Origin of the sequence: Pseudomonas sp. YeP6b (assembly GCF_025642995.1) — a bacterium.
Taxonomy (GTDB): Bacteria; Pseudomonadota; Gammaproteobacteria; order Pseudomonadales; family Pseudomonadaceae; genus Aquipseudomonas.
Genome location: NZ_CP080090.1, coordinates 6,289,114 through 6,309,880, shown reverse-complemented (window position 1 = coordinate 6,309,880; position 20,767 = coordinate 6,289,114). Strand labels below are relative to the sequence as shown.

Here is a 20,767-nt window from a genome sequence, read left to right as displayed (position 1 = left end):
GACGGCCTGGTTATTAACTCAGCCGATTACCACTGGTAGGTGGCGCTGGCGACTACGCTGCGTTGGTCGCCGAAGTAGCAGTAGGAAGCATCACAGGTGGAAATGTAGTCCTTGTTGAACAGGTTAGTGGCGTTGAGTTTCAACGAGGCACCTTTGAGGCTGCTGTCGAGGCTGCCCAGATCGTAATGCACGGCACCGTCGAACACGGTGTAGGCATTTGCTTTACCCAGCCATGTGTTGGCCTGGTCGCCATAGGTGTTGCCGGTGTAGCGGGCACCAAAGCCGATGCCGAAACCATCGAGTACACCGTTGTGCCAGGTGTAGTCGGTCCACAGGGAGGCTTGCTGGTTTGGCATCAACTGCAGGCGGTTGCCCTTGAAGCTGCCTTTTTGCACTTCGGATTTTGCCAGCGTGTACGCGGCGATCACTTTGAGGTTTTCGGTGACGTCGGATACGGCTTCCAGCTCCAGTCCTTTGACTTTCACTTCGCCGGTTTGGTCGGTGACAGACTGGCCGCCTGCGCCGGTGCTAGAGACAAGCACGTTTTTCTGAGTCAGGTCATACACCGCCGCACTCAGCAAAGTGTTTGAGCCGGGCGGCTGGTATTTGATCCCCAGTTCCCATTGCTTGCCTTCGGTGGGCTTGTACGACTTGAGCGGGTCAACACTGGCATTGCTGGCGGGCTGGAAAGATTCGGCGTAGGACAGGTATGGCACAAAGCCCGAGTCGAACACGTAGCTCAGTGCCGCGTTGCCACTGAAGTTTTTGCTGCGGTCGGTATTGGTCGCGTCGTTCTTGTTGAAGTAGGTCGTGCCTTGATGCACCCAGTCTTCACGCCCGCCGAGGGTCAGGCGCCATTTGTCCAAAGCCATCTGGTCTTGCACATAGAGGCCGGTCTGTATCGTCTTCTGGTTATAGTCGTAGTAAGCATCGGCGCGTGCCGGACGCACTACCGGTGTTGTGTTGACGGGGTTGAAGATGTTGACGCGCCCAGCGCCACCATAGATCGACAGGTAAGAAGTGTCGGTGCGCTGGTGGTCCAGGCCCAGTAGCAGAGTATGGGTGACATCACCGGTCGAGAAGTCGGCTTGGAAATTGTTGTCGACCGCGAATTGGCCGATGTTCTCGTCCACGTTGGTCGAGGTGCGGTCGATATTGCCCGCTGCATCAACCGGATAATAGCCGAAGGCGCCCACGGTCAGTTGCTGGAATGACAGCTCGGACTTGGTATAGCGCAGGTTCTGCTTGAACTGCCAGGTATCGTTGAAACGATGCTCGAAGGCATAGCCCAGCGCGTAGTAGGTGCGGTCGTAGAACTCGTAATCCGGGTCGCCCAGGTTTTTGTGGTGCGAGACTTTGCCCAGCGCAGAGTCGATTTTGGTACCCACAATCGGCAAGAACTGACTGGTGGCACCCGTATCGTCACGGGTGAACTGCGACAGGAAAGTCAGCTTGGTGTCGGTATCAATATTCCAGGTCAGGCTCGGCGCGATGTTATAGCGCTTGTTGTCGATGTGATCGACCTGGGTGTCGGCATCGCGCACTACGCCGCTGATGCCATACAGGAACTGGCCTTCATCATCGATTTTGCCGGTGCTGGCAAAGTTGATCTGGCGGTAGTTGTCACTGCCGTATTGCAGCTGGATAGCATGGCTCGATTCCTCGTTGGGGCGGCGGCTGACCATGTCCAGCAGGCCGCCCGGTGGCGTCTGACCGTAGACCGACGAAGCCGGGCCGCGCAGCAGGGCGAGACGATCGAGGTTCCAGGTTTCGGCTTTTGGGTTGGCATACACACCGCGTGGCAGTGGCAGGCCGTCAAGGAACTGCGTGGGTTCGAAACCGCGCACGCGCATCCAGTCGTAACGGGTGTCGCTGCCGTAGCTGGAAGATACGATGCCGGGCATATATTTAACCGCGTCATCGAGGTTCTGGACGTTGCGGTCCTGCATCTGCTGGCGGGTGGCGACGGAGATCGAGCGCGGCGCTTCAACCAGTGCTGTATCGGTCTTGGTGCCCGCTGCGGTGCGTGTCGCCAGATAGCCAGTCACCGGCCCCCATGCACTTTCAGTGTTGCCTTGAGCAATGATGCTGGTCTCGGCCAATGCAACCACCCCGTCAGGAATCGCAACCAGGGAATAAGTCCCCGCGCTGCTTTGCTCCAACTGCAACCCAGTCCCCCGCAACGCCTCACGCAACGCGCCTCACGCAACGCGCCTTGCGCATCGAACGGGCCCTTGACCGGTGCCGAGGTCTTGCCCGATGCCAGCGAAGGATTAAGCGTCAACGCAAGACCGGCTTGGCTGGCGATCTGGTTCAGGGTGCTGGCCAATGGTGCCGCCGGCAGGTTGTACGCGCGCACGCTGGAAGCCTGTTCGGCGGCGATCAGCGCGGTGCTGGCCAGTGGGGCGCTGAGGGCAATGGCCACGGCCAACAGGCTGGGGCGCAACAAGGTGTCTAGCGTGCGGGACATAGGACGGCTCCTGAATGGAAACATTTCTCAATTGCCTAGGTGCCGAGCGAGAATCAAAAAGTGATAGGGCCAAGCGAAAATAAATCTGTGAATGCTCACAACTGTTCGAACTGCATGGCCCTCAGGGCTCAGGATAGCGGGGGTTCTCAGCCGACGGCCCACTGCAGTTTGTCGGCCAATGCCTCAGGGTAATCGTCGACATTGGAGATCGCAGCGCGCGTGGCTTCGCCATGGCCGAAGGTTTCGATCAGCAGCTCGACGTGTGTGGTCAGGAAATCGCTCAACGTATCAAGCCGTTGCTCAAGCGCGCGGTAGCGGGCAATGTCCATGAGGCCTTCGCTGATGAACCAGGCCGCGTGTTTGTTCAGGTACTCCAACACGTAAAGGCCGCACAACGCGCTTGCCAGTTCCTTGGCCAGCCCTTGGGCCAGTGAGTCGCCGGCCCGGACTGCGCTCTCGATGGCCAGGCGGTGGGCATAGGCCTCACCCGCGCGGGCAACGATCATCAATTGCGAGTTCCAGATCTGCATGTCGTCTTCTCCCTCGCCACGGTGCTGGGCAACATGGTCGGCAACCTGCTTGAGCAAGCGGTACTCCAAGGTGTGAGTCATGGCCAGCCAATACTCGGCATCATCCAGCTTGCCTTGTGGGTCTGGCGGGGTGGGTTCGCTCAAGGGCTGGCCGATCAAGACCTTGGCCGCGTCCAGCAGGATCATGCGGTTATTGCCACCGGCATCCTGATAGATCTTGGCCATGCCTTCGTAGTCGGCGAAGCGATTGAGGTTAAGCGCACCGGCCACCCCGCAGCGCAAGCGGCATTCTGTCGCCAGTGCTTCGGCGGCGGGGGCGCAGAGCGCTTTGGTCAGCGCCAGGGTCTGGCTGATGGCGGCCCACGGTGTCCACGTCACATCGCCTGTGCCGGTAGCTTGCAGCGACGCCTGACTGGCCGTGCCTTCAATCCACAGGCGCGCGGAGTCATTGGCAAAGCATTTCATGACATACGCGGTGGCCAGGCAACCGAACAGCGCGCGGCGTTGAGTGCGAAACGCCAGCAGGCTGGTGCCGTTGCCGATGCGCGCCTGCGTGGTGCGGCGGTTGGCATGGGTCAGGGCCAGGGTGGAACAAGCCAGCATCACCGAGCTCAAGCCGACACCGACCATTGCCCATACATTTTTGGGCGCGAACAGTGAGCGAATCAGGCGTCGGTCGGTGCTGCCCAGCGGGTCGTGGAACTGGTTGGATGCGCTGATCGAGGCGCCATCGCGAAGCCACGCATCGAAGGGCAGACGCACGTGATCAAAGCTTGCCAGGCCGTAATCCAGTGGCACTGCACGAATTTCTGTCGGTGACGACATTGAAATACCCGGGCGCGGGCCCTGGGCATCACTCATTGGCAGCACAAAAGCGAATACGCCACAGTGCTGGCCTTGCACGATGACTTGGGCAAACACCACGCCGACCTTGTTCAGGTTATTGATACCCACGTTGGCGAATTTCAAGGCCGCCTTGTTTGGCGTATTCAGCACAAAGGTACGCGTGTCGGCGTCGAAGGTTGCCTCGACACACGCGCCCATATGGGAGTTGCTGTGCCCTATCTCGGTCAGTGCGTAAACCCCCAGGGTTTCGCCAGCCTCCAGTTCGCGGCGCCACGTTGCCGCATGAGGGTGATCCTGCTCGAACGCCAGGAGTGTGCCGATGCATAGCCCCTGCTGAATCACGCATCCCATGAACAACGAGGGGTCACTAATCGCCGCATGGCTGGCCACGGCCATCAACAGTTGCGGTTGTTTGAACGCGTGAATGCCTTCGGGCAGCTGGCGCATCAAATGTTGCAAGCGCTGGTAGGTCTGTCGATGCCCGTCGTGGAAGCTCTGGTTGGCGCGGGGATGGAGCTGCCGGTCGCTGAAAATCCTGGCCATTTGCGCGTGTGCCTGAGCGTCGACGGGGCCATTGGCCAACTCACGCAAAGCCGCGACCGCGGCCTGTTCAGTCGGCGCTTTGAGCAACAAGTGGTGCAGGGTTTCGATGGGTTCTGCAAGCGGTGCGTACGTCTGTGCAGGTGGCAAGCTCTTGCGTATGCACATCGACATGCCGCTGTTCACCCCGAGGTCGATAAACACGGTGTGTTCGTCGGTCGGCAGTTGCGCCAGTGTGTGGGGCAGGTTGGTCGGTTGCGTGACGCCCCGGGTAAACATTTCATGCAGGTCGTCCGTGGCCTCATAGCGACGTCCCAGCACGGTTGAGTAGATCGGTGTGTTGAAGGGTTTGGCTGTCAGCGGTTGTAGGTTCTCGAGGAGGCGCCGGGCAACTTCCTGGTGATGGGGGTAGTGTGAGGCGTAGGCGATCGCGACCGGCCGCAAAGGATGCGCGCTGTCGTCATGGTGGGCAAGCAGGTGTTCAAGGTCTGCCGTCTCGCCGCTGATGATGCATTGTGCCGGCGCGTTGACGGAGCCCAGCACCAGGTTCGACGCGGGGAAACGGTCCAGCAGTGCTTGAGTGGCCTGCGCTGAAAGGTTGATCAGCAGCATGGTGCCTCGTCCCTCTTCGGCGCGGTAGGCGTCGTTGAGAGCACAGACCGCGCGGGCGCCCTGGGCAATGTCGAGCACTCCGGCACAGACCCTGGCCGCAATTTCGCCGAAGCTTTGCGCCAGGATCAACGTCGGACGAACACCTGCATCCTCAAGCAACTGATTGAGCACCACGGCCGCGCCATACAGCGCCAACTGCGCGATGCCGGAAGGCAGAGGGATGTGATCCCGGGTCAGCAGTACTTGCGTTACAAGCCCAGGTTTTGGCTCGGGTTCGTACTGCGCAGCCTCGTTTTCGATAATTGCCAGAAGGGTGTCAATTCGGTGCCTGGTTTCAGGAACGCATTGATACAACTCGGTCAGCGCACCACAAGGATCGCTGCCTTGGCCGGGAAACGCGAAGACGTAGCTCTGACGTGAGATGTTTAGTTGGGTTGACATGGAACCATCCTCGTTAGCCTAACAGGGAACGCTTTTACCAGCGTCATGCTGGAAAAAACGAAGGCTCATTGGATGGCAAAAGAGGGTGGTGCGGATCTGTGAGATATGACAGTTCTTTGGACTATTTCGAAATAACCCTAATTCAGTTATGGCTGATGGACCCACCTTGCGCTGGCCCTGCGATAACCTTGGTCCACCACGGCGTGTGCTGCTCGATCTGCACCGGCAAGGTCGGCAGCAGCGCATTCAGCGCCAGCGTGGTGTCGTGCAGCGGGAAGCTGCCGGTGATGCGCAGGTCGGCCACGCTTTTATCCACACCCAAATAGCCGCTGCGGTAGCGGCTGAGTTCCTTGACCACATCGCCCAGGCGGGCGTTGTCGACCACCAGCATGCCGCGTGTCCAGGCGTCGGCGGCGTGGGTGACGGCAAGCGCAGGGCCGAGGCCGTGGCTGCGCATCAGCACTTGCTGGCCTTGTTCGAAAATCTGTTCCGTGTGCAATGCCCCTGGCTGGGCGGCCACGGCGGACTGCAGCACGCTCAAGCGCGTGGCGTCGTCTTCGCGTTTTACGATGAACCGCGTGCCCAGGGCCCGCAGGCTGCCGTCGCGGGTTTGGACATAGAACGGGCGGGCATCGTTGTGGCCGGTTTCGACAAGGATTTCGCCTTCCTGCAGCACGATCAGCCGGCGTTTTTCATCAAAGCGCACGTCGATGGCGCTGTGGGTGTTGAGGTTGATCAGAGTGCCGTCCGTCAGTTTCAGCGTGCGCTGCTCGCCCGTGGCGGTGCGTTGGTCGGCCAGCCAGTAGTGGATCGGCACGTAACGCTCGCCGGCAAACAACGCCAGGCCGCACACCAACGCGATACTCGCCAAGCCGCTCCCAAGCTTGCGCACGCGCTGGCGAATGCCCTCGCGTGACTGCAACAACGCCGCCCGCGCCGGGCCTGCGGCCGCGCTGAAACGCTGGTCGAGCATGCCCAACTGGCGCCAGGCGCGTGCATGTTCGTCATTGCTGGCCAGCCATTTGGCGAATTCTTCCTGTTCCACAACGCTGCCATCGCCCGAGTCGAGGGACAGTTGCCAGGCAATCGCAGCATCCAGCACACGGGCCGAGACCGGTTTGGAACTGATCGCGGTCACAACGGCTCGCCATACAGCGCGATGTAGCACTGGCGAATGCCCTGGGCCAGGTATTGGCGCACGCGCGGCACTGAAACGCCGAGGCGCTGGGCGATTTCGGCGTGGCCCAGGCCATCGAGGCGGTTGTAGAGGAAGGCGGCGCGGGCCTTACTCGACAGCTTGCCGAGCAGGCGGTCGATGGCCTTGAGGTCTTCGAGGATCAGGTGCTGTTCTTCCGGTGAAGGGTGTTCGCTTTCCGGGATCAGCATTAATTCGGTGAGGTAGGCCTGTTCGAGGGCTGCGCGCCGGAAGTAGTCGAACAACAACCCTTTGGCGATCGCCACCAGAAACGCGCGTGGCTCGCGGGGTTCGCGCAGCTCTTCACGGCCCAGCAGACGCATGAAGGTGTCTTGGCTGAGGTCTTCGGCGCGGCTCGGGCAGGCCACGTTGCGGCGCAACCACGCCAACAGCCAGCCACGATGGTCGCGGTACAACGCGCCAACAAGCTCACTGTGTGGGTTTTGGACCGACGACAAGGCATCACCGAATAAAAGAGAGGTTTAAACTAACGAGAATTATTCGCGATTGTGTCAGAGGCAGGCAGTGGGCGCAATTGGCGTCTGTCGGGCGATCATTCCCACGCTCTGCATGGGAATGCCTCACTGGACGCTGCGCGTCTCGCTAGAAACCGGGCGCTTGTTTACGCCGTTTCCATTGGCTCAAGCGCTCCTGAAGCGCTTGCGGGGAGTCGATGTGCTGCTGGCGCGCACGACTAAACAGGATGAGCATCAACTCCGCCGTGGCCAGGGCATCGGCGCTGGCGTGATGGCGCTCACCCACCTGCAGCTTGAAGTGGCTGATCCAGTCGTCCAGCCCGGCTTCACGGATATTCGCTTCGGGGCAGAGGAGCGGGGCGATGTCGGCAACGTCCAAAAAAACATGGGCGAGGCGATAACCCAGGCTGTCCTTGAGTGCCCGGCACAGCATGTGTTGATCGAACGGCGCGTGGAAAGCCAGCAGTGGGCTGTCGCCAACAAACGCCATGAAGTCCAACAGCGCCTCGACCGGGTCGCTGCCGGCGGCGATGGCGCTGGGGCCGAGGCCGTGGATCAGCACGCTGGGGCTGAGTTTTGTTTCGGCTCGGTGCAGGGTGCGCTCGAACATTTGCGAGAAATCCACGGCGCCGTCCTCAATCACTACGGCGCCGATGGACAACACCTGGTCACGGTTGAGGTTCAGGCCGCTGGTTTCCAGGTCGACCACTACCCAACGCTGGCTGCGTAAGGCGTTGTCGCCCAGCACTGCGGGTTTGGGCAATTGCTCCAGGCGCCGCTGTTGGACCGCGTCGAGGCCAGGCTTTTTCGTACGCAGCCAGTCGAACAAGCTCACAGCTGATACCGAAAGGTCAGGCTGCTTTGCAGGCGCTGGGCCTGGCGCAGGGATTCACGCAGGATGCGCCGGTCCAGGTGGTTGAGGCTGTCGGGGTCAACGCGGTTGGAGTACGGCTGGTTCTCGCGGGTTTGTAACTGGTGCTGCTGCATGCGGGTTTGCTGGATGAAGTGGTAGGCCTCTTCGTATGCGGCGCCGTCCAATCGCTCAATGACCTCTTTATCCACCAATTGGCGCAGGCGCTCCAGGGTGTTGTTGGCGTGGATGCCGTTGGCCAGGGCCAGCAGGCGTGCGCCATCGACAAAGGGTGTGAGGCCCTGCACCTTGAGGTCGAGGGTGGCTTTTTCGCCGCCTTTGCGTGTCAGCACAAAGTCCCGGAAGCGACCCACCGGCGGGCGCTGGCGCAAGGCGTTCTCGGCCAGCATGCGTTGGAACAGCCGGTTATCCACGACCTGATCGAGAATGCCCTGGCGCAATTGCTCGCAACCCTGTTCATCGCCCCACACCACGCGCAAATCGAAATAGATGCTCGACCCCAGCAGGTTCTCCGGCGTCGCCTCACGGATAAATGCCCCGAAGCGCCGCGCCCATTCGGCCCGCGACAAGCACAGCTCGGGGTTGCCGGCCATGATATTGCCCTTGCACAAACTGAAGCCGCACAACGCCAGGCTCTGGTTGATTTGCTGCGCCAGGGGCAACAAGCGGCCGCGAATCTCGTCGGCTTCGGCGGCGTCCTTGGCGTCGAACAGGATGCCGTTGTCTTGGTCGGTAAACAGCGTTTGCTCGCGGCGGCCTTCGCTGCCGAAACACAACCAACTGAATGGCACGCCGGGGTCGCCTTTGTCGGCCAACGTCAGCTCGATCACCCGGCACACGGTGTGATCGTTGAGCAGGGTAATAATATGGGTGATCTGGGTGGAGGACGCGCCATGGGCCAGCATGCGTTCCACCAGTTGGCCGATTTCACCGCGAATCGCCACCAGGTGTTCCACCCGTGGCGCGTTGCGGATGGTACGGGCCAGGTGCACCAGGTCCACCCGCTGCAGGGAAAACAGGTCGCGCTCAGACACCACGCCGCACAGGCGCTGGTCTTTCACCAGGCACACATGGGCGATGTGCCGCTCGGTCATGGCAATGGCGGCGTCAAAGGCGCTGTGGTCCGGGCTCAAATAGAACGGCGCCTGGGTCATATGGCCTGCGATGGCCTGATTGAAGTCACTGGTGCCGTCGGCCACCACTTGGCGCAGGTCGCGCAGGGTGAAAATCCCCAGAGGCGCCTTGTGTTCGTCGACGATCACGATGCTGCCCACCTGCTGCTCATGCATCAGCGTCACCGCCTCGCGCAGCGGTGTGTTCGGGCTGCACGTGACCGGATGGCGCATGGCCAATTCGCCCAGGCGCGTGTTCAATGAGTATTGGGTGCCGAGGGTTTCCACGGCTTTTTGCTGCACCTGTTGGTTCACTTGGTCCAACAGGCTGCTGACGCCGCGCAGGGCAACGTCGCGAAACGGGCTCGAAAGCGCGAACAGCTTTATAAACGCCGGCTTGTTCAGTTGCAGGCAGAAGGTGTCTTCGGCGGCTTTGTGCTCAGTGCGGGTGGCGCGTTCGCCCAGCAGTGCGGCGAGGGGGAAACACTCGCCGGTGGCGATTTCGAAGGTGGTTTCGGTCGCATCTTGATTCAGCAGCGGGCGTTCGCCGACGACTCGGCCCTGCTTGACGATGTAAAAGTGCTCCACCGGCCCGCCCGACGGCGTGAGGATGCTGTCGCCTTGGCCGTAGAAGCGCAATTGGCACTGTTCGACCAGAAACGCCAGGTGCGCGTTTTCCATCTGGTTGAACGGGGGAAAGCGTTGCAGGAATTGCAGGGTGCCGTGGATGTTCTGCAACACGGCAGTTTTTCCCGCCTGCGTGAAAGCATCAGCTTTACTCATAACAGTGACCGCAGTTTCTTGTCGTTATCGTTCTTTATGGTCGGCCCCCGTGCCCTGGGTGCCCATTGGACGTAAGTCTAGGTAGCGGTAAATCCATTCACGAATAGGGAAAAACCTTACACGACTATCGTCCAAACCCCGTAGAACGCCCACTAGGCAAACTTTCCGACGAAGTGCACATTGTTCGCACTTCCGCAGATGTCTGACGAGTGTGCTGCGAGATTGATGAGAACTGCTGAGAAACGTATGTCCGACCACGATATTTTGAGTGATGCCGAGCGCGAGGCGCTGAGCGCCGTGATGCTGGAGCCCGATCTACCGCCACAACGCGTGTTGATTGTTGATGATGACAAGGACGCGCGCGAACTACTGGCGGAGATCCTGGGCCTGGACGGCATTCGCTGCATGACCGCCGACAGTGGTGAGTCGGCGTGGGATTTGTTGGAATCCAGCAGTTCCATTGGCCTGTTGATTACCGATCTGCGCATGGAGCCCAGCAACGGGCTTAAATTGATCGAGAAAGTGCGCAGTTCCGAGCGCGCGGCGTTGCCGATCATCATCATGTCGGGGGACGCCGAAGCGCCGGATGTGATTGATGCAATGCATTTGAGCGTGGTGGACTTTTTGCTCAAGCCGATTGATAGCGTGAAGCTGGCGAAGATGGTCAAGCGCGAGTTGGGCATGGCTTCCTGATTTTTTGGCTGTGCTCGCGAAAGCGCCAGTCCAATCGCTACACAACTTAGTAAAAAAGGCCCTGATCTCGCGATCAGGGCCTTTTCTTTTACAGGCCGTTTTTAGCCTTGAACTCACGACGCCTGCGGTGCAACACCGGCTCGGTGTAACCGTTAGGCTGCTTAGTCCCTTCAATCACCAACTCCACCGCCGCCTGGAACGCGATGTTGCTGTCGAAATCCGGTGCCAGCGGGCGATACAGCGCATCCCCGGCGTTCTGACGGTCTACCACCGGCGCCATGCGCTTGAGGCTTTCCATCACCTGGGCTTCGTTGACGATGCCGTGGCGCAACCAGTTGGCGATGTGCTGGCTGGAGATGCGCAGGGTAGCGCGGTCTTCCATCAGGCCGACGTCGTTGATGTCCGGCACTTTCGAACAGCCTACGCCTTGGTCGATCCAGCGCACCACATAACCGAGGATACCTTGGGCGTTGTTGTCCAGTTCGTTGCGGATTTCTTCGTCGGACCAATCGGTGTTGCTGGCCAGAGGAATCGTCAGGATGTCGTCCACCGACGCACGCTCGCGCGTGGCCAGTTCGGCCTGACGCGCGAACACATCGACCTTGTGGTAGTGCAATGCGTGCAGCGCTGCCGCCGTCGGCGATGGGACCCACGCGGTGTTGGCGCCAGCCAGTGGGTGAGCGATTTTCTGTTCGAGCATCGCCGCCATCAGGTCGGGCATCGCCCACATGCCTTTACCGATCTGCGCACGCCCTTGCAGGCCGGTGCTCAGGCCGATATCAACGTTCCAGTTTTCGTAGGCGCTGATCCATTTCTCGGCTTTCATGGCCGCTTTGCGCACCATCGCGCCGGCTTCCATGGAGGTGTGGATCTCGTCGCCGGTACGGTCGAGGAAACCGGTGTTGATAAACACCACGCGCTCGCTGGCCGCCTTGATGCAGGCCTTGAGGTTGACCGTGGTACGGCGCTCCTCGTCCATGATCCCGACTTTGAGGGTGTTGCGCGGCAGGTTCAGCACTTCTTCGATGCGGCCGAACAGCTCGTTGGTGAACGCCGCTTCTTCGGGGCCGTGCATTTTCGGTTTGACGATGTACACCGAACCGGTGCGGCTGTTCTTGCGGCTGCTGTTGCCATTGAGGCTATGGATCGCCGCCAGGCTGGTGAGCAGGCCATCGAGAATGCCCTCAGGCACTTCGTTGCCGTCTTTGTCGAGGATCGCATCGATGGTCATCAGGTGGCCAACGTTGCGCACGAACAGCAGCGAACGGCCGTGCAGGGTCACGTCCTGGCCGTCCACGCCGGTGTAGACGCGGTCGGGGTTCATGGTGCGGGTGAAGGTCTTGCCGCCCTTGGCCACTTCTTCGGCCAGGTCGCCCTTCATCAGGCCGAGCCAGTTGCGGTAGATCACCACTTTGTCGTCGGCATCGACGGCGGCGACGGAGTCTTCGCAGTCCATGATGGTGGTCAGCGCAGCTTCCATCAGCACGTCTTTGACGCCGGCGGCGTCGGTCTGGCCGACCGGGGTGCTGGCGTCAATCTGGATCTCGAAGTGCAGGCCGTTGTGTTTCAGCAGGATTGCAATCGGCTCGGCCGCTGGGCCTTGGAAACCGATCAACTGGGCATCGTCGCGCAGGCCGCTGTTGCTGCCGCCTTTAAGGCTGACGATCAGCTTGCCATCAACGATCTTGTAGCCGGTGGAATCGACGTGGCTGCCCGCCGTGAGCGGCGCCGCTTCGTCGAGGAACGCACGGGCGAAGGCGATGACCTTGTCGCCACGGACCTTGTTGTAACCCTTGCCCTTCTCGGCGCCGCCGGCTTCGCTGATGGCGTCGGTGCCATACAGCGCGTCATACAGCGAGCCCCAACGCGCGTTGGAGGCGTTGAGGGCGAAACGGGCATTCATCACCGGCACCACCAGCTGAGGGCCGGCCATGCGGGCAATTTCGTCATCGACGTTTTGGGTCGAGGCCTGGAAGTCTGCGGCTTCTGGCAGCAGGTATCCGATGTCTTGCAAGAAGGCTTTGTAGGCCACCGGGTCGTGGGCCTGGCCGGCATGCGTCTGGTGCCAGGTGTCGATCCGCGCTTGGAAATCGTCGCGTTTGGCGAGTAGGGCTTTGTTCTTCGGTGCCAGGTCGTGGATGACCTTGTCGGCGCCGGCCCAGAACTGGTCGGCAGTAATGCCGGTGCCGGGAATGGCTTCGTTGTTCACGAAGTCGAACAGGACTTTGGCGACCTGCAGGCCACCGACTTGAACGTGTTCAGTCATTGCTTGCCTCACTCTGCGGAGCTTATGCGCTTTTTCAGATTTTCATTATGTAGTGCACGGTTGGGCATACTACATGATGACTTGCGGTTGTGAAAATTAGACTAAATACGTCGTTTAGCGACCCACTTTGGTCGTACGGTCACAGCGGAGTACCGGATGTTCTCAAAAAACTATTCGATTGTTCCAGATAAATATAAAAATGGTACACGATTTGTTTTCGAGGGCTCACGAGTCCACCTTGTAGATTGAATTCAGAGGGCTTCGCCATGGACCATCTTGTACTCACTATTATCGCCGCCGACAAACCCGGGCTGGTTGAACGCATCGCGCAGAACATTGCTGCCCACGGCGGCAACTGGCTGGAAAGCCGTATGGCGCACATGGCCGGGCAATTTGCCGGGATCCTGCGGGTCAGCGTGCCGACAGAAAGCCGTCAGGATCTGGTGAATGCGCTGGAGGACTTATCCACACATGGCATTCGCGTACTGGTGGGCGAGGGCAGCACCGGCCAGGCGTCGGCTGCAAAGGCGATCCTGATGACGCTGGTGGGCAATGATCGGTCGGGCATCGTGCGTGAGATCACGGCGCTGTTGAGCAAGCAGGGCGTCAACCTGGAGCGGCTGAGCACCGACGTGCGCCCGGCACCCATGAGCGGTGATCCGTTGTTCAATGCCGAGGCGCTGTTGCAGGTGCCGTCGTCGCTGTCGCTTGAGACATTGCAGGCGTCGCTGGAAACCTTGGCGGATGACTTGATGGTGGAACTGCGCAGCGAAGAGTAATTGCCTACAGGGTTATGCATGGAAATCTTGCATGGGCCTGTGGATAACCTGTAGAGACCCGGCGCTATGCCACACCGGCCGGGCCTCTTCCACCGTTGAGCAAAAAACGATCAGTTTCAACGGCTTGTGCACAAATGGCGGGGATCAGGTTGTGGATAACCTTGGGGTGGATGCCTGCAAGCCACGCCCGTTGTGGCTTGCAGAGGTTTGTATGTTATTTGATCAGCGTTTACGCAGGGTCAGCCACGCATCCAGGCTGTAGACCACCAAGCCGGCCCAGATAAACGCGAAGGCAATCAGGGTGCTCGTTGCCAAGTGCTCGCCGAACAACAGCACCGCTTCAAGCAGCACCAGGGTCGGCGCCACATACTGCAAGAAGCCCAGCGCGGTGTAGGGCAAATGCCGCGCAGCCGCGTTGAAGCACACCAGCGGGATCAGCGTCACCGGGCCTGCGGCCACCAGCCACCAGGCTTCGGACGTGCTCCAGAATTCAAGCTGTGCACTGTGCGCCGACGGGTTGAACAGCAACCATGCTACGGCGATTGGCACCAGCATCCAGGTTTCTACCACCAGCCCCGGCAGCGCCTTGACCGGCGCCTGCTTGCGGATCAAGCCGTAGAAGCCGAACGTCAGCGCCAGCACCAGCGACACCCACGGCAAACTGCCGACCTGCCACACCTGCTGCATCACGCCCACTGCAGCCAACCCGACGGCCATCCACTGCAAGCGGCGCAGGCGTTCGCCAAGGATCAGCATGCCCAGCAGCACATTTACCAGCGGGTTGATGTAGTAACCCAGGCTGGCTTCGAGCATGCGCCCACTGTTCACCGACCACACATAGGTCAGCCAGTTAGCCGCAATCAACGAACCGCTGAGTGCCAGGATCGCCAGGCGCTTGGGGTTGTCGCGCAGTTCGCGGAACCAGCCCGGGTGTTTCCACACCATCAGCAACAAACCGCCGAACAGCGCCGACCACAACACGCGGTGCACGATGATTTCGGCGGCAGGAACGCTGGCGATGGCTTTGAAGTAGATCGGGAACAGGCCCCAGATGATATAGGCGCTCAGGCCCAGGATGTACCCTTTGCGAGGGTTGGCGGCTTGCATTGCAGAATCCTTGCTTAGGCAGCTAACAAAGGCGCAATTGTAAGGATTTTTGTCAGGCGATGGGTGATGCTTTTCTGTGGGCGCTGGCTTGCCTGCGATGGCATCACCTCAGTGTGACTGATACACCGATGTGGCTGCATCGCAGCGGTGCGGCGATCCGACAAGCCAGCTCCCACAAGGAGTAGCGGCAGTGTCAGAACAGTTTCAGCGGTTCTTCATTCAGCGCCGACAACTGCTCGCGCAACGCCAACACCTGATCACCCCAATAGCGCTCGCTGCCAAACCACGGGAAGCTGTGCGGGAACGCCGGGTCATCCCAGCGCCGTGCCAGCCAGGCGCTGTAGTGCATCAGGCGCAAGGCGCGCAGGGGCTCGATCAGTGCCAGTTCGCGTGGGTCGAAGTCGTGGAACTCCTGATAACCGTCCATCAATTCCGACAGCTGGCCGAGGCATTCCTGACGGTCGCCAGCAAGCATCATCCACAGATCCTGCACGGCCGGGCCCATGCGGCAGTCATCCAGGTCGACGATATGGAACATCTCGTCGCGGCACATCATGTTGCCGGGGTGGCAATCGCCGTGCATGCGGATGTTCTTGTGCGGCGTGGCCTTGTACACCTCTTCCACCCGCTTGAGCAGGTCGCGGGCCACGGACTCGTAGGCCGGCAGCAGGCTCTTGGGAATGAAGTTGCCTTCGAGCAAGGTGGTGAGGGAGTCGTGACCGAAGTTCTTCACCCCCAAGGCTTCGCGGTGTTCGAACGGGCGGGTGGAACCCACCGCGTGCAAACGGCCGAGCAATTGCCCCAGGCGATAGAGCTGATCGAGATTACCCGGCTCCGGCGCACGGCCGCCACGGCGGGGGAACAGGGTGAAGCGGAAACCGGCGTGTTCGAACAGGCTTTCGCCGTTGTGGATCATCGGCGCGACCACCGGCACTTCGCACTCGGCCAGTTCGAAGGTGAAGCGGTGTTCTTCAAGGATCGCTTCGTTGGTCCAGCGCTGCGGCCGGTAAAACTTGGCGATCAGCGGTTCGGAGTCTTCGATGCCCACCTGGTAGACGCGGTTTTCGTAGCTGTTAAGCGCCAGAATGCGAGCATCGCTGAGGAAACCGATGCTTTCGACGGCGTCGAGCACCAGGTCGGGGGTGAGTGTTTCAAACGGATGGGCCATGCGAACTCCTGCGCGCAGCAGGTCGCCGCGTCCGGCTCGGTATGGTAACGCACCAAGGCAGGGATAGGTGGTGACTGTTAGTCCGCCATCGCGGGCAAGCCCGCTCCCACACTTGGAATGCAATCCCCTGTGGGAGCGGGCTTGCCCGCGATGGCTGTCTATCAGGCGCCTACAATCCCGCCGTCATCCCGCCGAATCGCCATCACCGACGAGCGCGGCTTGCCATTGGGCAAATGCTCCGGCCAGGTCGAACCGCCGGTTTCGCCCGGGTGTTGAATCCCCACAAACAGCGTCTTCTGATCCGGCGAAAAGCTGATGCCTGTCACCTCACACGCCACTGGCCCGACCATGAACCGGCGGATTTCCCCGGTGCTCGGGTCAGCACACAGCATCTGGTTATTGCCCATGCCGGCGAAGTCGCCCGCGTTGCTGTAGTCGCCGTCGGTGAGAATCCACAGGCGCCCGGCCTTGTCGAAACCCAGGCCGTCGGGGCTGTTGAACATGTTCTGCGGGTTGATGTTGGACGAGCCGCCCTTCGGCGTACCTGCATGCACGCCGGGGTTGCCGGCCACCACAAACAGGTCCCAGGTAAAGTCTGGCGCGCCGTGGTCGGAGGCGTTGGCCTTCCAGCGTAGGATCTGGCCGTAGACGTTTTTCTCGCGTGGGTTAGGCCCGCCCACCGGCTGGCCGTCTTCGCCGCGCTTGGCGTTGTTGGTCAGGGTGCAGTAGACCTGGCCGTCGGTGGGGCTGACCACGATCCATTCCGGGCGGTCCATGCGCGTGGCTTTGACCACACTGGCGGCCAGCCGCGCGTGGATCAGCACTTCGGCCTGGCTGGCGAAACCACTGCTGGCGTCGATGCCATTTTTGCCATGGGTGAGCTCAACCCATTGGCCGCTGCCCTTGGGGTGGTCGGCGTTGCCGTCGCCTGCGTCGAAAATCGCCACGTACAAGGTGCCGTGGTCGAGCAGGTCTTTGTTGGCCTTGGGGTTTTTGTGGTTGATCTTGTCACGGCTGACGAACTTGTAGATGAACTCACCGCGCTCGTCGTCGCCCATGTACACCACGGCGCGACCGTCGCGGGTTTCAGCCAAGGCGGCGTTCTCGTGCTTGAAGCGGCCCAGGGCGGTGCGTTTGGCCGGGGTGGATTGTGGGTCGAACGGGTCGATCTCCACCACCCAGCCATGACGGTTGAGCTCGTTGGGGTTTTTGGCCAAGTCAAAACGTGGGTCGTGTTGATGCCAGTTGATGTCTTTGCTGGCCGCCACCGCGCCGTAGCGCTTTTGCCCGGCGTCGAAGGTTTGCTGTGGGTTGCTGCTGCCAAAGCAGTCGGTGAAGTTCTCTTCGCACGTCAGGTAAGTGCCCCACGGGGTCTTGCCGTTGGCGCAGTTTTGGAAGGTGCCGAGGGCTTTCTTGCCGGACTTGTCGGCGCTGGTTTTCAACCACTCGTGGCCGGCCGCCGGGCCGCTCAGGCGAATCGGCGAGTTGCCGTGAATGCGCCGGTTGTAGCGTGAGTCCTGAACGAACTGCCAGGTGTCACCTTTGCGCCGTACCTCGATCACCGACACGCCTTCGCTGGCCTGAGCCTTGCGCACGTCCTCGGCCGATTGCGGCGCGCCGCCGTGGGCGAAGAGGTAACGGTAATTGGTGTATTCGTTGTTGATCGCCATCAGCGCGCGGTTGTCGTCGCCGGGGAAGGCGAACAGGCTCATGCCGTCATTGTTGTCGCCGAACTGCTGCTCCTGGGCCTTGGCTGTGCCGTTGCCGGACGGGTCGAACGCCGGGGCACTTTTGTGCAGCGGCTGGCCCCAGCTGATCAGCACCGAGGCGCTGTAGCCCGGCGGCAAGGTGATGGCGTCGCTGGTGGCGGCGGCGATGCTGGTGAACCCCAGCAGGGGGCTGGCGCTGGCGGCATTCACGGCGAGGGCGCTACGGGTCAGCAGGTTGCCGCCGAGGAACATCGCGGCACCGCACAGGGCGCCGGCCCCGATAAAACGACGGCGGGTGAGGCCGACGATTTGTTCCAGGTCGGTGGCTTGGTTTTCTTCTAATAGGCTCATCTCAGGCTCCCTGCGGTTTTTGCAGATACCTTAAGGAGCACTCGTGACGAAATTGTTGCAGTTTGAAGAGGCTCGCCCGCTACACCGGCGTGCCGAGCAGCACATTGCTCGGGGCGAATTGCACCTGGATCGGCTGGCCCTTGGCGGCCTTTAATGCCTTGAGCGCCGCAGGCTGCGCCAGGGCGCATAAAACCTGGCCGTTGGGTAGCGTGATGCGCACCTCGCTGGGGCCATCATCGGCGTCGAAAATCGTCTCGATCACACCGCCCATGCAATTGTGTCCAGGTGTTGCAGCCTGATCCATTGCGAGCAGTTCCAGCCAACCGGCCTTGATCAAGGCGACCACTTCCACGCCGGTCTCAAGTTCCAGGCGTTGCGTGCTGTCGTGGGTGATTTGCGCACTCAAGCTCAAGCCGCCCGATAACTGCAGGCGGATAAGGTCATTGCGGCCATGGCTGTCGATGCCGATGACCTGGCCGTGCAATTGGTTGCGCGCGCTGGTGCGCAGCATCAAGCGGCCCAGCAGGTTGAAGTCGCTGGCCGCTTCGTCGGAGCCGAGCACCTCGGCCTGCAGCACTTGCAGGCGCTGATAAAGGCGCAGCACGCGCTCACCTTCGGCCGTGAGCTTGGCACCGCCGCCGCCTTTGCCGCCAACGCTGCGTTCCACCAGTGGTTTTTGCGCCATATTGTTCAGTTCATCGATAGCGTCCCAGGCGGCCTTGTAACTCAAGCCGGCGCTTTTGGCTGCGCGGGTGATTGAGCCTTGCTCGGCGATGTGCGCCAGCAAGGCAATGCGCTGGGGGCGGCGGATGATGTGTTGGCTGAGGGACGTCGGCAGAGACATGTGGATACGCTTAGATAAGGTCAGCCGACGTTGCAGGTGTGGCGCACGCGAGTCAAGTCATGTACCCGGTTTGGGTGTGCGTGCCAGGCAGTACACGTCGACCTGACGCGCACCGGCCTCCATCAACAGCCGTGCCAGGCTGTGGGCGGTGGCGCCGGTGGTGAGTACGTCGTCGACCAGCGCGAGGTGACGGCCCTGCACCTGGGCGTCGGGTGCCAATGCAAACGCGGCGAGCAAGTTGCGTTTGCGCGTCTTGGCGTCGAGGGCTTGTTGCGCAACGGTTTCATGGGGGCGTAACAACAGATGTTCATCGTGTGCAATAGCCAGGTGTTCACTGAGCCAGCGGGTCAGCATCAGCGCCTGGTTGAAGCCGCGCTGGCGCAGACGTTTACGCGCCATGGGCACCGGCAGCAGGCAGTCGGGGAGGCTGAGTTCAGCGTTGTCGAACCGGTGTTGCAGGTGCTGCCCCAGCAGGCGCGCGAGCAGGTGGCCGAGTGGCCAGCGCGACTGATGCTTGAAGCGGCTGATAAGGGTGTCGACCGGAAAACTGTAGGTCCAGGGCGCGACCACCTGTTTAAAGGCCGGTGGTTGTTTCTGGCATTGGCCGCAGATCAGACCGTCCATCGGCAACGGCAGGGCGCACACCTCGCAGTGTTCCAGTAACCACGGCAGCTCGGTTTCGCAGACGTTGCAGACACAATCGGCCGATTCTGTGGGCTCATCGCAAATTAAACACATCTGGTTGTTTTTTAGCCAGATGTAAACCTCGCGTTTGTATCTAGGTTGACAGTGCATGAATCTTCCTTAAATATGCCGAGCATCCGTGTCGTGACTGTGGGTATTGCCCTTCCCGCAGCGAAAGCCCAAGCATAATCAAGGAATCGCCCATGAGCGCCAGCACCACTGCCACCCTGCGTCACGATTGGTCCTTAGCCGAAGTCAAAGCGCTGTTTGTGCAGCCCTTCAATGACCTGTTGTTCCAGGCGCAGACCGTGCACCGCGCGCATTTCGACGCCAACCGCGTGCAGGTGTCGACGTTGTTGTCGATCAAAACCGGCGCCTGCCCAGAAGATTGCAAATATTGTCCGCAGTCGGGCCACTACAACACTGGCCTGGAAAAAGAAAAGCTGATGGAAGTGCAGAAGGTCCTCGAAGAGGCCGCCCGCGCCAAGGCCATCGGTTCGACCCGCTTCTGCATGGGTGCCGCGTGGAAGCACCCGTCGGCCAAAGACATGCCGTACGTGCTTGAGATGGTCAAAGGCGTGAAGGCCATGGGCCTGGAAACCTGCATGACCCTCGGGCGCCTCGACCAGGACCAGACCGAAGCCCTGGCCCAGGCCGGCCTCGACTATTACAACCACAACCTCGACACCTCGCCTGAGTTCTACGGTTCGATCATCACCACCCGCACCTACGGCGAGCGCCTGCAAACCCTGGCCTACGTGCGTGATTCGGGCATGAAAATCTGCTCGGGCGGCATCCTCGGCATGGGCGAGTCCCTCGACGACCGCGCCAACCTGCTGATCCAACTGGCCAACCTGCCGGAGCATCCGGAGTCGGTGCCGATCAACATGCTGGTGAAGGTGGTCGGTACGCCGCTGGAAAACGCCGAAGACATCGACCCGTTCGACTTTATCCGCATGCTCGCCGTGGCGCGCATCTTGATGCCGCAATCGCACGTGCGCCTGTCGGCCGGCCGTGAAGCCATGAACGAGCAGATGCAGGCCCTGGCGTTCTTTGCCGGTGCCAACTCGATCTTCTACGGCGACAAACTGCTGACCACCGCCAACCCGCAGGCTGACAAGGACATGCAACTGTTCGCGCGCCTGGGGATCTTGCCGGAAGCCCGTGAAGAGCACGCCGATGAAGTGCATCAGGCGGCGATCGAGCAGGCGTTGGTGGAGCAGAAAAGCAGCGAGCAGTTTTATAACGCCGTGGTTTGACACCGACCCACATTGGATTGAGTTCAACCTG

At 60.9% G+C, this 20,767-nt stretch carries 14 protein-coding genes and 1 pseudogene; 3 read left to right on the top strand and 12 right to left on the bottom strand.

What is annotated here, in order from left to right:
• Window positions 1-26: 26 nt before the first annotated feature.
• The 6 genes and pseudogenes from KZH41_RS28570 to KZH41_RS28545 form a co-directional block, all read right to left on the bottom strand.
• A pseudogene (locus KZH41_RS28570) lies at window positions 27-2,470 on the bottom strand (TonB-dependent siderophore receptor).
• A 146-nt stretch (window positions 2,471-2,616) separates the two neighbouring features.
• Window positions 2,617-5,439 carry an acyltransferase domain-containing protein gene (locus tag KZH41_RS28565; RefSeq protein WP_263274097.1) on the bottom strand — a complete coding sequence of 941 codons (2,823 nt, stop codon included), beginning with the start codon at window positions 5,437-5,439 and terminating at the stop codon, window positions 2,617-2,619.
• 142 nt (window positions 5,440-5,581) lie between these two features.
• On the bottom strand, window positions 5,582-6,577 hold the full coding sequence (locus KZH41_RS28560; protein ID WP_242153070.1) for a FecR domain-containing protein: 996 nt from the start codon (window positions 6,575-6,577) through the stop codon (window positions 5,582-5,584).
• A complete protein-coding gene (locus tag KZH41_RS28555; RefSeq protein WP_094949492.1) occupies window positions 6,574-7,092 on the bottom strand; it encodes an RNA polymerase sigma factor in 519 nt (172 codons plus the stop codon). Before KZH41_RS28555 ends, KZH41_RS28560 begins: the two co-directional genes overlap by 4 nt.
• 145 nt (window positions 7,093-7,237) lie before the next feature.
• Window positions 7,238-7,945 (bottom strand): PolC-type DNA polymerase III, encoded by a 708-nt coding sequence (locus KZH41_RS28550; protein ID WP_263274096.1) that lies wholly within the window; start codon window positions 7,943-7,945, stop codon window positions 7,238-7,240.
• Window positions 7,942-9,876, bottom strand: a complete 1,935-nt coding sequence (locus KZH41_RS28545) for a putative nucleotidyltransferase substrate binding domain-containing protein (RefSeq protein WP_263274095.1) — start codon at window positions 9,874-9,876, stop codon at window positions 7,942-7,944. The genes KZH41_RS28550 and KZH41_RS28545 overlap by 4 nt, the downstream gene beginning before the upstream one ends.
• A 246-nt stretch (window positions 9,877-10,122) precedes the next feature.
• On the opposite strand from KZH41_RS28545, the gene KZH41_RS28540 reads away from it, so the two are divergent.
• Window positions 10,123-10,569, top strand: coding sequence for a response regulator (locus KZH41_RS28540; RefSeq protein ID WP_094949489.1), 447 nt, complete (start codon window positions 10,123-10,125; stop codon window positions 10,567-10,569).
• An 88-nt stretch (window positions 10,570-10,657) separates the two neighbouring features.
• Here KZH41_RS28540 and KZH41_RS28535 read toward each other — a convergent pair whose 3' ends face one another.
• Complete coding sequence (locus KZH41_RS28535; RefSeq protein ID WP_263274094.1) at window positions 10,658-12,835, bottom strand: malate synthase G; 2,178 nt, start codon at window positions 12,833-12,835, stop codon at window positions 10,658-10,660.
• Window positions 12,836-13,101: 266 nt separating this feature from the next.
• On the opposite strand from KZH41_RS28535, the gene KZH41_RS28530 reads away from it, so the two are divergent.
• Entirely contained in the window at window positions 13,102-13,614 is a 513-nt protein-coding gene (locus tag KZH41_RS28530; RefSeq protein ID WP_242153065.1) for a glycine cleavage system protein R, read from the top strand.
• A gap of 222 nt (window positions 13,615-13,836) precedes the next feature.
• On the opposite strand, the gene rarD is transcribed toward KZH41_RS28530, so the two are convergent.
• The 5 genes from rarD to KZH41_RS28505 all read right to left on the bottom strand — a co-directional run bounded on the left by rarD (window position 13,837) and on the right by KZH41_RS28505 (window position 19,588).
• Entirely contained in the window at window positions 13,837-14,721 is an 885-nt protein-coding gene (gene rarD, locus KZH41_RS28525) for an EamA family transporter RarD (RefSeq protein WP_094949486.1), read from the bottom strand.
• Window positions 14,722-14,914: 193 nt separating this feature from the next.
• Window positions 14,915-15,889, bottom strand: a complete 975-nt coding sequence (locus KZH41_RS28520; RefSeq protein ID WP_094949485.1) for a serine/threonine protein kinase — start codon at window positions 15,887-15,889, stop codon at window positions 14,915-14,917.
• A 161-nt stretch (window positions 15,890-16,050) separates the two neighbouring features.
• Window positions 16,051-17,949, bottom strand: coding sequence for a PhoX family protein (locus tag KZH41_RS28515; protein ID WP_094949484.1), 1,899 nt, complete (start codon window positions 17,947-17,949; stop codon window positions 16,051-16,053).
• Window positions 17,950-18,028: 79 nt separating this feature from the next.
• Window positions 18,029-18,793 carry a TOBE domain-containing protein gene (locus tag KZH41_RS28510; protein WP_242153060.1) on the bottom strand — a complete coding sequence of 255 codons (765 nt, stop codon included), beginning with the start codon at window positions 18,791-18,793 and terminating at the stop codon, window positions 18,029-18,031.
• A gap of 57 nt (window positions 18,794-18,850) precedes the next feature.
• The gene (locus tag KZH41_RS28505; RefSeq protein WP_094949482.1) at window positions 18,851-19,588 is read right to left on the bottom strand and encodes a ComF family protein; all 738 of its coding nucleotides are present in this window, start codon (window positions 19,586-19,588) and stop codon (window positions 18,851-18,853) included.
• A 92-nt stretch (window positions 19,589-19,680) separates the two neighbouring features.
• Between KZH41_RS28505 and bioB the strand changes: the two genes are divergently transcribed.
• Entirely contained in the window at window positions 19,681-20,736 is a 1,056-nt protein-coding gene (gene bioB / locus KZH41_RS28500) for a biotin synthase BioB (RefSeq protein WP_094949481.1), read from the top strand.
• The last annotated feature ends 31 nt before the right edge of the window (window positions 20,737-20,767 follow it).